The organism is Leeuwenhoekiella palythoae (genome assembly GCF_020310025.1).
Classification (GTDB): domain Bacteria; phylum Bacteroidota; class Bacteroidia; order Flavobacteriales; family Flavobacteriaceae; genus Leeuwenhoekiella; species Leeuwenhoekiella palythoae.
The window spans coordinates 1,439,158-1,452,461 of sequence record NZ_CP084318.1 but is presented as its reverse complement, the minus strand read 5'-3'; the positions used below and the strand labels follow the sequence as shown (position 1 = coordinate 1,452,461).

The window sequence follows — 13,304 nt, the reverse complement described above, 5'->3', positions numbered from 1 at the left end:
CTTAATATAAGTGGAGGTTTAGGCTTTGCTATCTTGTTTTATCTGCCTAAAAACCAGTAATCTCAAATTCTATATACTTAAATGTGCTTAGATTATAAGTCGTATTTGTGTAAACATAACCGTAGTAATACGTGCCATTCTCCCAGGCCTTATTTCCCGTTACGAGATTAGAATTTGGTAAGTTATTATCTGCGTCAGCACCTATTTTGTACGCAGCGCCATACATATAATGATTATTGAAGTTTGTATTATAACTACTTTGAAAGGCTCTGATTTCATCATAGTCTGAGTGTTGTTTTAAATCAGTAACAATGGCTTTCGAAAAATCTATGTCTTCTACCGTTTCGGGTTTGTGATCAAAACTCTTTTTGATCAATAAACCATATATGATTCCATCGCCTTTTATATTACCAATTTGAACTGATGCCCAGATAGATTCATCCTTTCTAAATGAGGGGTTTTCAGTGTTTCTAAACTCCCCGTTGTTATAGAAGTTATTGAAGCCTCCTTTTCCATCTACGTCAATTTTGTCTACTCCAAAAGCGCTTACGTGTGGGAAAACATCAGGATAGTCTTCAATGTCAATCAAGCTGATCTTCCTTGTTTCCTCCAGACTCGTCCCGTTCATATCCTCAACTGTAATTTTAAAATCGTAGAGCCCTTTAGGAGCCTCTTCAGGAATGTCAAAATGTCGATGTAGCGTTGCGTTCTTTAATCCTGCGATTCTTTCAGTAAAAATCACTTCAAGCGTCCACTCATCTTCATAGGTTTCCTCATCCCTCTGTACAATGTTTATTCGAACAGCTTGAAGAAGGTCGCCTGCTAAAACTTCGGCATTAAAATGGAAATCACCGCCAACAACACCAATTTCATTATTGTGAAGACCAACTTCAATATCTGAAATGGTAGGCTCTGGTTTAGGACCTTCTATATTAGTTTCGTCCTCACTACACGAGGTAATCATCAGGCTAAAAAAAGCTGAAAAAAGGAAAAGGGTAATTCTCGTTATAAAGTGTTGATTTATAATCTTCATTTTTGTTTATGCTAATCTGTTATTTCAATATCTATGGAGGTCCTGCTTTGCCATCCGGTTTCATCGGTAACAGAATATGCGCAGTGGTAATCGCCGGTGTCAATATCTTCAGGGATGCTCACTTCAATTTGAATTTCATATTCCGTAGGCCTGTTATCTAAACTGAAGTTTTCCATGTAGATCAATGGGTTTACCGCTGTTTTTACGGGTTCCAGATCACAAGTAGCCCCTTGGTCGTCGTGTGTGTGATGATCAAAGTTGTGATGTAAATCAAGACTGTATGAAGCCAGTGCGAGATTGTCTGTTACTCTTGCAGTAAAGGTATAGGTCTCGCCGCGCTGTAGGGTTTCACAACCTTGCGGAAAACCGGCACTGTAATCTACAGTAATGGTTGGGCGTTCTTCATCTCTAACCGAATCACTATCTGACGAACACGATGCGATAAAAAGACTGCCAAAAACGAGTGTTATTAAAGCTATTCTTTTCATAAAAATTTATTTTTTCTTGATGATCGAGTAAGGTTTACTGAGCATAAGCTCAGGATAATGCTATGTGTGGCTCAAAGCCACAAAAGCGATTAAAAACTAAATGCCTGCAAAACGCAGGCATTTAGTTTTAATACAGTTTAGGCAGTCAAGTCAAGATGCGTGTCAATTTCAGAGATGTTACCCTCTTCATCTTCAATAGTGATAACCATGTGGTATTCACCTACTGGCGCAGTAGCAGGAACATCAATATGCTCGTGAAATTCTACTGAAGTTTCCCCGTGGTAACCTTCTTCAAAAATTTGCTCAAAATCCCATTCTGCTTCACCTTCTCCTACAGTGAGTCCGTGCGCATGAATGTCAACGGTGATGTTGTGTACTCCGTGTACCGCTTCGATCAAAAATTCAGCGTGAAAATCAGAACCGCGCGCTACACTTTCGTCAATTGAAAGGTCGCTGGTAGTAACAGGATCTAATACTTGAATGTGACCTTCAACTTCTGTGCTGTTTCCGTTAGTATCAGTAACAGTCAGTGTGATGTGGTATTCTCCCGCCGGAGCTGTAGCAGGAACATCTACGTGCTCGTGAAAAGTAGGGTTGATTACCAGATAGCTTTCATCTGTAAATTCTTGCTCAAAATGCCATTCTTCTTCGCCTTCACCAACTTCTAGATCGTGTGCGTGAATGTCTAAGGTAATACTGCTTACAGTAGCTTCTGCAACGATCTCTGCTTCTAAATGAATGTCAGAACCTTTGTAAGCTACCTGCTCATCACCGTGCGTGCTTCCTTCTCCAAACTCAAAATTTGAGATGAGAGGAGCTTCTTCTACAATGACATCTGTGTCATCATCACTACACGAGCTTAAAGTAATACCCGCAAGTACAAATAGTGCTAAGTGTTTCATGTTTAGTTTCATAAAATTTAGATTTAGTGTTTATTGATTAATTAATAAAAGAGTTTAAAAAGGCAGGGTTAACGAAACCGATAGGTTCCTTCCGGCTTCTGGCACGTCGATGAGCCTGTAGAAGCTGGTATGATCATAATATTCTGTATTGAACACATTGTTGAGTTTTACGCGCAACAATGTGGGGTTTTGATTGTTAAACAGGTTGAGTTTGCTCATCACCGCGAGGTTGAGCATTTGGTAACCTGCTGTGATTTCTTCGGGGGGTACGATATCTGTCTGTGCTGCCGCAACACGCAAGTCGGCATTAAGATTCACATCTTTAAAAAGGCTCCAATTGCCCAGATTATAATTTGCGGAAAGCATCCCGATTAATGGGGGAGAAAATGGAATCGTAAATCCCTCTTTGGGTCCGCTCGTTTGTCTTGAATACACATATTCTGCGGAAGCGTCTAAACGAAAATATTGAGAGACCTGCATTCCTGCGGTTACTTCTCCACCGGTCCGGAATACTTCAGCCTGTGTATATTCATACACTTGAAGCGTTTCAACATAACTTGAAGTTGGGTTGAGGTAGATGTAATTTTCAAAGTAGTTGAGAAACGGACTAACCCCAAAATTGAACCTGCCGGCAGTATGGGTAACTTCGGCGTCCAATTGGTACGAAGCCTCGGGGTCCAGATCAAGATTTCCGCGCTCGTAGCGATACATATGATAATTCACCCCGTCTGAAGCGAGTTCGTGCGCGAGCGGCATTCTAAAGCTCTTTCCGGCGTTGAGTTTATAGGTGGTGTTCCCGTGAATGTAACTGACGCCCACCGAACCGCTAAAACTTCCAAAATCAAGAGTTCTGTTTTCGGCGCGTTGCAGATATACGTTTGAGGTAGACCCATCAGGGTTGTCCCGTGGCGAGCGGTACCAGTCGTAATGTGCTTGGGTTGCTACACACCCCGCATCAAACCGCAACCCGCCTTGCAAGTGTATATCTTCGGTTAATTCAAAATGATCAAATAAATAGGCTCCCGCAGTGTAACGGTCATACGCCGGAATCAAGAATCCCCAGCCGCCAATGTTGTTGTTTTGTAATTCGGTATTGATTCCGGCAGAAAGGGTGTGATTTTCAACTTTAAAAATATCTTTCGCGTTTAGGGAATACGTGTTTTTTGTAAATACACGTTCTCTACTGTTAGGCGGTGTAGGCATATAACCGTGAGGCACCGGCTCAGAATGTTCTTCACGCTGGTTATTTTGATAACCCAGGTCAAAATGCAAGGTGTGTTCATCTAGATTAATCGTAGTATTATTGGTGACTTTAACGTGATTTACTTTGTGAAAGGGTAGGTCGATATCACGATTTGAAGCGTCATAATCAATGGTTGAAGAACGCACTTCAAGTCCGTGCGCATTGGCGAAGAATCCGTTTTTTGCATTGACGTTGCTTACAAAAGTTTCAGACCTAAAATTGTCGCTTACATACCCAAAACTGAAACTTCCGTTAGCTTCGCGACCGGCGGTATTTCTCAAGTCGTTATCATACAGCTCAAAGACATAATTCTCATAATTGATACGGTCAGTAGGCACTTTAAAGTCCGCATAATCACGATAGGTAAGCCGCGCCCGATAATACCACTTTTCATTTCTGCCTTGTACGCCAGCTGAGACTGCGAGAAGGTCGTTATTGGTTTCACCCAGAACATTGACTTCTCCACCAAACGAATTGATCGCAGGTGCTTTTGAAGGCTGAATATCTACCACACCGGCAACGGCATCAGAACCGTACATTAAGGAAGCAGGCCCTTTAATAATGCGAATGTCTTGTATGCCGTATTGGTCGATCTCAAGGCCGTGATCGCTACCCCATTGTTGTGCCTCGTGCTTGATCCCGTTTTGAACCACGCTTACCCGATTAAATCCAAGTCCTCTAATCGTAGGTTTAGATTGTCCAGAACCAATGGTCATCGTGCTGACGCCGGGTATTTTTCTAAGGGTTTGCATCAGGCTATTTTCACGATTGGCGTGAAGAAATTCTTCATCTACGGAAACGGAAACAGTAGCCGATTCTTTCTCGATACGCGAACTGGTCTTTCCTTGTACCGAAACTTCGTCTAGCGAGGTACTGCTAGGCTTGAGTTTGATGACTAAAGGTGTGCTTTGATTGGCGTTAAGTGTGAATTTTGCGGAAGCGTAACCCAAATGCGAAACTTCAAAAACCGTTGAATTTTTAGGACTTTTCAGTTGAAAGGCACCCGAATCATCAGTAACGGCATACGTGTTTTCGCCCAGAATGGTAACTCCGGAAAGTGGCTTTAATGAAACGGAATCTACAACAGAACCTTTAATGATTGAGGTTTGCTGCGCAAAGGAATATGTGCTAAGTAAGAGACTTAGACATACAACCAGTAGTCTGAATAGCATGCGTAAAAAGAATAAGGATTAAACTTCCTTAGAAAAGGGAAATAGGGAAATCAGAGGGTTATCCTTCTCATACAATACAAGTGTTCTATAGGAATCAATACCTAACGACAAGCCACAAGAGCGCTATGCTTTTGAGGTCGTATTCTAATAAAAGAGGATAAGATTATGCTGCCGGTGGAGGCCGGGAAAATAGGTGATAGGAATATGATGTTCCTTGGTAAAAAACAGCAGTAGTAATAGGCTGTTTTTCTTGATATTCCGGGTAAAATGAATCAGGAACAAATGCTTCAGGCTCTTGCAAGATTACAGCAGTCTGATGCTCTGTTACCAAAACGTGACAAATCGCACAGTCGTCCTTTACGTCTGTATCTTCGTGAGTGAGCACGTGAAGACCGGCCATTTTCGTAGTAAGAAAAAAGGCTAGGAATAAAAGCGAGATGTACTGTTTTATTCGTGCGTTCATAGTGCGATACAATCCCAATGCTACCTAAATACTGCGATAGCGCGGCAAAAATAGGAATTCCGTCTCAACTTTATGCAACAAAGTTGCGTTAATTTGAATACGGAGTTCCGTGTGCTGGTCGTTCGATCTCATTTAGCAGCCACCAAAGAGAATACACTCGAGAGCAATTACTGCTGGAGCTGAACATCTAAATAAACCGAATGTCTGTCATAGGTTTCAAAAAAGGGCTTAAAAGTTGTGCCATCTATAGTGAACTCCAGTGCTTTTGGATCTCCGGAAATGGTTTTTCCGAGATCTTCGGCGTTGAGGGTGATTGTTCTAAAATCGGTGCTTGGGGCTTCTTCTTGTGCCGCTAAAAGTACAGGTCCATAAAACAGGCTTGCGATATTTTCTTGATCCATAATAGGATCTAGCCTAAAGCTAAATGGCATTTTGAGTGCTACAGTATCTCCATTTTTCCAGTTTCGGCTAAGCTTCAGGTAGCTGCCGGGTTTAGCATTTGTTTTTTGAATTTTTCCGTTGATTTTGACCTCGATGCCATTGGTTGCCCAACCGGGAATTCTCAAGTGTAGATCAAACTTTGCTTTTCCGTTGATGATCAATTTGGTTTGATCTTCTTGCGGAAATGCCGTCACTTGTTGAATGCTGATCTGCTGTTCGCTCCACTGTAAAGTTGATGGAACAAAGAGATTTACATAAAGTGCTTTATTATCCTGACTTTTAAAATAAATCGAATTTTGAAGCTTGGTGCTGCTTTCTATCGCGGTTCCGTTACAGCAGGTAAAACCAGTCATATCTGCATTGCTAAACTGTTTTTTAGATCCGGGACGCAAGGGAATATGATACGTATTCGCCGGAGTATGCTCTGCCACCGAAGCCAAGATCTGATTATAAAGGGCTTGTTCATAATAATCCATCAACTCGGGTTGCTGATTGTAGAGAAATAAGCTGCGACTTAATTTGAGCATGTTGTAAGTTCCGCAGGTTTCGTTTTGACCACCGGCTGATAACCCATTTTCATACAAGGTAGCAGGCTGTGCTACAAAACATTCTGCATTTGCCGGATTTCTAGCACCCGCGACACCGCCAATGCTGTACATATAATCGTTTTTAGTTTTATACCAAAAATTATCTGCGATATGATAATAGGCAGCATTTTTTGAGTTTCGATATAATTCTAGCGCGCCCATAATCTGCGGAATGTGTTGATTGGCGTGCAGACCGCGATAAGTGTCTACATTTTTTGCGAGTCCGTGATTATGTGCAGCATCGCCATAAAATACCTTGATATTATCAAACAGCTGGGCTGCTTTCAGATAGTTTTCATTCTCGGTTATGCGGTATAAATGAGCAAGCGACTCGTTAATGCCGCCAAACTCTCCGGCGATATAGGTATTCCACATTGTGATCAGCGTTTCCGTAGGGAGTTGGCTTAGACGGGCATATACCCAACTCGCCATTCCCTCTGCGGTATGTAATGCTTTTTTATTTCCGCTTACTTCATACACATCCAGAAGTCCGGCTAGAATTTTATGTAAGGTGTAATAAGGAGCCCAAACCTGTGTTTCCTGACCACCATATTTTGCGCCGTGCTCAAGCATTATAAATTGGTCTGGTGGATAGGCGCTAATGTACCCTTCACCCCAATTCCAATAATCTGTACGAATACCCGCTTCGCTTAAATCTGATGAGTAAATTTCCTTATTTGGACCGGTAGGAACGGCAGTAGGATCGCTGACGAAAGTTGCGCTTGCAGTTGTTGGTTTTCCCGAGCGTTGTGATAAATCATAAAGCGTATTTACCATATAGTTCATCTTTGCTTCAAAATTATGCTGAAGCGTTTTGTCATAGCTGGTACTCGCATAGGCTTGGGCGATCGCGGTTAAATAATGCCCGGTTGCGTGGCCGCGAAGTTTTGTTTCTTGTGTATCCCAAACGCCAAGAGGCGTTGCTCCCTCAGGTTGAGGCTGCCCAAATGCATTTCTAAACATATACAAAAACGAGTCAGGGTTGGTGCCGGCCAGTGTAGTGATAAACTTATCGCGATTCTCAATAAATTTTGATTTTTGGCCCAAACGGTTTGCATCAAGGCTTACCTCATTTAAAGCAAACGCTTCAAGGGTGCGTTGGGGCGTTTCTTGGGCATTACCTTTTTTGACCACTACGGTCGCTTTAGGCTGAAAAGAAGTACCTAAAACTTGGCCTGTAATTTCATAAGTTCCCGGTTGTAGCACACTGCTGTTATCTGTTGGAGCCGGCCAGATCACACGAACTTTAGTCGTATTTACCGGTATTTTATACGTTGCGTCAACAAAACGGGGCAAGCGAGGAAGTTGGCCCACGACGGTTTCTACTGTAAGATCTGAGACACCTGTTAAATAGTTATTATACAATTGCGGCACATCATCAGCAAACTGCGGAAGGTTATCTTCAGGCTCGTGACGCTCATTGACCACACTTTCTTCTTTTCCGGTGGCGATGGCGTAGATGTTTTTAACTTGATTCTGACTCAGTGGTATTCGGTAGATTCTAAAATCGTGCAGCTTGGCTTGTAAGTTAGCCACAGAAGCAGCAAGTGATTTGCCTAAGTACAGGGTATTATTTTCAGTATTGATTATGGTGTTCAAGTCAAGTGCGCTCAACGTTTTTTGAGAAGCCAAAGCCCCGTTGAGGTAGATTTCTAAGCGCTGAGCCGTAACATCTATAATTACTGCAAGATGCGCCCAAGTACCACTATTTAATTTGGTAAAAGTACCGGTAAGAGCGTTAGCGTTTGATTTTAAAACAACATTTCCTGAGACTGGATTTACATAAAAATGCCGAGCTGCATCTTTACCAAAATCAAACAGTGTTTGGTTTTCAGTATTTTGATCGAGTTGAATCCAAGTGGAGATCGACAAGGATTCCATACTGTTTAAGGTGGTTTGCGGGAGTTGAACAAACGCCGCGTCAGTTAAAGAAAGCACCTTGTTAAAAGTGGAGTCAGTGGTAAATTCGGCATTTTCTGATAAAGTGGAGTGCAGATTATTTCGCGACCAATCTTTAGCATTTCCATCAAAAATATAACGTGCAATAAGCGCAGTTTCACCTATTCCGTCAAGCATTTGATCCCCATTTTGAGCAACTAATGTGGTGCTGTTAAGGCTTAAAACAGAAAGTAAGAAAACATAAAATATTCTGGAGAACTTCATAATAATAGGCTTGACGCATTGTGATTGTGTTGTAAATATATCGTATTGAATTACTTGCTTTTGCTCATAATTTAGTCAATACTGGTATTTTTTTAGCAAAGATGCCGGAAAGCCATTTTTCTGTTGCGGTTTATAGAAGTGATAAAGTTTTAATGGTTAGAGGTTATTGATCTAAAGTGGTTCGGTTGTATCCAAAGCGGGTAATTTTTACGCAGAGTAACTTCTGAATCAAATTGATATTTGTCTGTAAATTGTTGTTTTTCAGTTTTTTAAATTTTTCAAAGGTATTTCGGATAGCTTTTTGATTTTAAGCGTGTTGACGTTCATCACATTTTAAAATTTTTGAGTTTATGGCACGTAGAATACATACATTTTTAGCGCTTTTGGTCGTGTTTTTAATGGTGTTAGCAACCAATAGAATCGATCAGCATCATTTTGAAAAAGCACAGGAAACCGTCAACGAAGTTTTTAAAGATCGTGTCTTAGTTCAAGGCTATATTTTCTCAATTGCCCAAGCTCTACACGAGAAAGAACTAATGCTGGCGCAGCAAACTTATAATCGATCTAAAACTACCAATGCCGCTATTGAAGACTTGATAGCCGATTTTGAAACCACCAAGCTCACGCGTTCTGAGGCAGAACTTCTCAGTCAGTTTAAAAGCGATTTTGTCGCCTTACAGAAGTTAGAGACACGGTCAGTACAGCCTGAAACGGTTGCTCAACAGCAGCGTCAGATCGCAAACTTAAAAGAATATTTAAACAAGTTGTCTGAAATTCAGATCACCGAAAGCAGAAACCTCACAACTAGCGCGCAAAAATCGCTTGATATGAGTAATATGATCGCCAATTTTGAAATCTTCTTTCTCATTTGCATTGGGATTGCATTACAGATCATTGTTTTTTATAAAGCTAAAAAGAGTGTCAAGGCTTAATTAATCGCACAGTCTTAGACGGCCGATTCTCATATTGTAAAAAGGTTAACTAACTTAGTAGAAATCTAAATGGATTCAATGAGCACTATTGAGGCAGCGTTAAAAGAACGTATTAAAGAATTGACATGTTTGTATGAAGTTTCTTCAATTTTAGTTGATGCAGACCCTAAAGAACATATAAAAACATTTACGGCTATCGCGCAAAGTATAAAAGTGGGGTTTCAGTATCCTGAAGATACCGAAGTCGTGATTGAGCAAGGTTCGATACATGTTGCGACAGGAACTATTTTAACCGATAAATTTCTTTCCACAAAAATTAAAGTTTTTGATGCGATTGAAGGATTCATCAAGGTTTATTTGAACAAGGAATCTTTAGACTTTTTACCTGAAGAACAACCGCTTATAGATAACATTGGGATTAAAATCGGCGATTATCTGGATCGTGTAGCCAGCAAGCAAAATGCAGCACGACTACGGCAACAGATGGAACACGCAGACCGATTAGCGATCATTGGAGAGCTGACGGCTGGCATTGCGCACGAACTCAACACGCCGCTGGCTAATATTTTAGGCTTCGCCGAATTGCTCAAAGAAGATCTGGAAGAAAATTTTTCGGTGGCTGCGGATTTAGATAAAATCATCAAGAACGCGATTTTCTCCAGAGAAGTGGTTAAAAAGCTTATGTTTTTCTCAAGAGCGATGCCTCAAGAAAAGACTTTGGTCAATATTGTGCCGCAGGTCAGGGAGGCGATGAATTTACTTGATGCAACTTTTAGAAAAGAAAATGTGCGTTACACGGTGACCATCGCTGATGAAGAAATGCTGCTCGAAGTTGATACGGTGCAGCTTACCCAGATTTTGTTTAACCTGACCATCAATGCGATCTATTTTTCACCACCTGATGGCTTGGTGCAGATCAAAGTGAATCAAGACGCCGAAACGATTTATCTTGAAATTATAGATGAAGGTCCGGGCCTTTCAGACGAAGGATTAGAGAAAGTGTTTCAACCCTTTTTTACGACAAAGCCCACAGGTTCAGGTGCCGGATTAGGATTAAGCGTGGTTCACGGAATCGTAACCAGCCATAACGGAAGCATTTCGGCAAAAAATAATGAGGATAAAGGTGCAACCTTTAAAGTAAGTTTACCCAAATAATGAGATTACGTAAAGAAAATATATTGATCGTAGATGATGATTTGCACATTTTAGAATTGCTGCAACGGCATCTGCATAGCTGGAATTATCATACGTACAGAGCGGTTTCTGTAAAAGAGGCGGTGGCGATCTTAAAAGATACGCACGTAGATCTGCTGATCACTGATTTAAAAATGCCTCAAATAGATGGTTTTGAACTTATCAAATTTGTTACCGAGCATTATCCTGATTTGCCTAAACTGGTGGTTACCGGGTTTCCTTCGGTACAAGATTCTTTAAAGGCGATAAAGTCTGGCGTAGTAGAATACCTCACTAAACCGTTTACCAAAGGCGAGTTGCAAGCCGCCGTAGCGAAGGCGTTGCCCAAGTCAGTTAAGGAAGTTGTCAAAAACGATACGGCAAAGCCCAAGCAACACGGGGAAATTATAGGTGCTTCAGAAAAGATAGAGGAAGTTTTGCAGATCATAGACCGGGTAAAAGATAACAAAGCCACCATTTTTATCAACGGTGAGAGTGGTACAGGCAAGGAGCTTGTTGCCCGGGCAATTCATTACGAAGGCAAGTTTAGCAAAGCACCATTTATCCCTGTAAATTGCGGTGGAATACCTGAAAATCTTCTCGAAGCCGAATTGTTTGGGTACACTAAAGGAGCTTTCACAGGTGCAGATAAAGACCGAAAAGGAGCGTTTCAAGCTGCGCAAGGCGGAACTATTTTTTTAGATGAAATAGGTAATGCTTCGTTGGCGGTGCAAGCACGACTGCTTAGAGTTTTGCAAGAAAAGGAAGTGGTTCGTGTAGGAGCACAAAAGCCCGAAAAAATAGATGTCAGGGTCATCGCAGCTACAAATAACAATCTAAGGGAAATGATAAAAAAACAAACCTTTAGAGAGGATTTGTATTATCGGCTGAGCGTTGTAGAGATTCCTTTGCCGGCCTTGCGCGAGCGTATGTCTGATATTCCGCTATTGGTAGATAAATTTCTATTTAAGTACGGGGTAGAATATAAAGATCGCTTTATACGTATTGATCCAGAGGCACTCGAGATACTCAAGCGATACACCTGGCCCGGAAATATTAGAGAATTAGAAAATATAATTCAGCGGGCGGTGATTATGTGTGATAAAGCCGTAGGCGTTAAAGATCTTCCTGATCATTTAAAATACAACCTTGAAATGCCGGAAAACAAATTGGTTTCTCTGGCAGAAATGGAACGTGACTACATCAAAAAAGTGCTTCGATCTACCGGAAATAACAAAACGAAAGCAGCAGAAATTCTTCAGATAACTCGCAAAACCTTGCGACATAAATTAGATAATTAAGCAGTGAAAATCGGATAATTTTTACCCGTATCGTGTAAAAATTATCCGAATGTATTCTTCGACTAAAAATGTCTAAAAAAACATAAATAACTGAAATTCAGTTTATTGAAAACTGGTATTGATAGGTTTTTATAGTATTGGCACGTGCCTTGCTTTTATATAGGCAAGAAAATCAAATAATTAATAACTATAAATATCAATACTATGAGAACTTTATTTTTAATAGCCGCGTTGGCCCTGGGAACTGTATCTGTACAAGCACAAGAAACGTGTGAAACTCCAAAAGTAAAAGCAGGAGATGTTCTCAAAATTGCTGAGCCGGCGCACAGCTCTTATGATCATTTTAATTTTCCAAAAAGCAATTTTATCATCAAACGCGGTGGTATTGCAAATTATCGAGCGCTTATCAATCAAGAAGTTGAAGTGACCGATGTGACTATGGAGAATGGTTGTATCGCAAAAGTTGATGTAAAGCTCGCAAACGGAAAAAAATTCTTCAATACCGTAAATACAGTAAGTGTAGATTTTAAAGAAGCGCTTGCTGCCGGAGAGCTTAGGTTGAAGTAGTGTTTAGTTAATTAGCCATAAACTAAAACGAAAAAGAGAGAAACATATAGTCAGTTAGTTAGTGTGCGCTTGTTAAGGCAGTTTGGAATCTTCTGTTATAACGGGCGCGTTTCTCTCACTTTTTACGAGCTCTCTGCTTAAAGCTTTGTTTTTGAATTAAACCACCCATTCCTGACGGCGTGTTGTAGGGATTACCTGTCTGGGAGTGGGTTTCTTTTTGAACTAGAAGAAAAGAATACTAATGCCTAAAAAGACGGTAAAACGCACGTTTAGAATTTCGAAATATATTATTTACAGAGAAACTTTTGTGGATTACAAAGAGTATTTCTGGTCATTTCTAGGGGCTTTTATGGGGATTGGGCTCATTGCCTATATCCAGTCGCATTATTTGCTAGAAGTTGAAAACATATTTTTAATAGGCTCATTTGGAGCATCAAGTGTGCTAGTCTACGGGGCGATAAATAGTCCGATGGCACAGCCGCGTAACCTTTTAGGAGGTCACCTGATTTCAGCACTTATTGGTGTGAGTGTAGCCAAGTGGATTCCTGATATTGTTTGGATCGAAGCACCACTTGCAGTTGCGCTATCTATTTTAGCGATGCAATTCACAAAAACACTACATCCTCCCGGTGGAGCCACGGCGCTCATTGCAATTATAGGAACATCCAAAATACAAGAACTGGGTTATTATTACGCGCTTTCACCAGTACTATCCGGTGCTCTCATTTTATACCTCACAGCACTCGTATTTAACAATCTTACCAAGCATAGAAGCTATCCACTTAAAAAGCGATAGTAACTAATTAAAAGCAAATTGATTTTTGTGGTGAATTTCAATA

At 40.8% G+C, this 13,304-nt stretch carries 11 protein-coding genes; 5 read left to right on the top strand and 6 right to left on the bottom strand.

Annotation, left to right across the window (positions count from 1 at the left end; translation table 11 throughout):
• Window positions 1-46 precede the first annotated feature (46 nt).
• From LDL79_RS06040 to LDL79_RS06015, 6 genes are all read right to left on the bottom strand, one after another.
• Window positions 47-1,033, bottom strand: coding sequence for a DUF4625 domain-containing protein (locus LDL79_RS06040; protein WP_225599542.1), 987 nt, complete (start codon window positions 1,031-1,033; stop codon window positions 47-49).
• Between the two features lie 11 nt (window positions 1,034-1,044).
• A complete protein-coding gene (locus LDL79_RS06035; protein WP_225599541.1) occupies window positions 1,045-1,521 on the bottom strand; it encodes a DUF4625 domain-containing protein in 477 nt (158 codons plus the stop codon).
• Window positions 1,522-1,658: 137 nt separating this feature from the next.
• Window positions 1,659-2,435, bottom strand: coding sequence for a DUF4625 domain-containing protein (locus LDL79_RS06030; protein ID WP_225599540.1), 777 nt, complete (start codon window positions 2,433-2,435; stop codon window positions 1,659-1,661).
• Between the two features lie 42 nt (window positions 2,436-2,477).
• Window positions 2,478-4,838 (bottom strand): TonB-dependent receptor, encoded by a 2,361-nt coding sequence (locus tag LDL79_RS06025; RefSeq protein ID WP_225599539.1) that lies wholly within the window; start codon window positions 4,836-4,838, stop codon window positions 2,478-2,480.
• Between the two features lie 163 nt (window positions 4,839-5,001).
• Window positions 5,002-5,301: a hypothetical protein gene (locus tag LDL79_RS06020; RefSeq protein ID WP_167598242.1), complete on the bottom strand. Its 300-nt coding sequence runs from the start codon at window positions 5,299-5,301 to the stop codon at window positions 5,002-5,004.
• Window positions 5,302-5,468: 167 nt separating this feature from the next.
• On the bottom strand, window positions 5,469-8,492 hold the full coding sequence (locus LDL79_RS06015) for a beta-L-arabinofuranosidase domain-containing protein (RefSeq protein ID WP_225599538.1): 3,024 nt from the start codon (window positions 8,490-8,492) through the stop codon (window positions 5,469-5,471).
• A gap of 350 nt (window positions 8,493-8,842) precedes the next feature.
• Between LDL79_RS06015 and LDL79_RS06010 the strand changes: the two genes are divergently transcribed.
• The 5 genes from LDL79_RS06010 to LDL79_RS05990 all read left to right on the top strand — a co-directional run bounded on the left by LDL79_RS06010 (window position 8,843) and on the right by LDL79_RS05990 (window position 13,261).
• Complete coding sequence (locus LDL79_RS06010; RefSeq protein WP_225599537.1) at window positions 8,843-9,424, top strand: MCP four helix bundle domain-containing protein; 582 nt, start codon at window positions 8,843-8,845, stop codon at window positions 9,422-9,424.
• 78 nt (window positions 9,425-9,502) lie between these two features.
• The gene (locus tag LDL79_RS06005; protein ID WP_225599536.1) at window positions 9,503-10,579 is read left to right on the top strand and encodes a sensor histidine kinase; all 1,077 of its coding nucleotides are present in this window, start codon (window positions 9,503-9,505) and stop codon (window positions 10,577-10,579) included.
• On the top strand, window positions 10,579-11,898 hold the full coding sequence (locus LDL79_RS06000) for a sigma-54-dependent transcriptional regulator (protein ID WP_072980518.1): 1,320 nt from the start codon (window positions 10,579-10,581) through the stop codon (window positions 11,896-11,898). Before LDL79_RS06005 ends, LDL79_RS06000 begins: the two co-directional genes overlap by 1 nt.
• Before the next feature lie 204 nt (window positions 11,899-12,102).
• The gene (locus LDL79_RS05995; protein WP_225599535.1) at window positions 12,103-12,465 is read left to right on the top strand and encodes a hypothetical protein; all 363 of its coding nucleotides are present in this window, start codon (window positions 12,103-12,105) and stop codon (window positions 12,463-12,465) included.
• 241 nt (window positions 12,466-12,706) lie between these two features.
• Window positions 12,707-13,261: an HPP family protein gene (locus tag LDL79_RS05990; protein WP_225599534.1), complete on the top strand. Its 555-nt coding sequence runs from the start codon at window positions 12,707-12,709 to the stop codon at window positions 13,259-13,261.
• Window positions 13,262-13,304 lie beyond the last annotated feature (43 nt).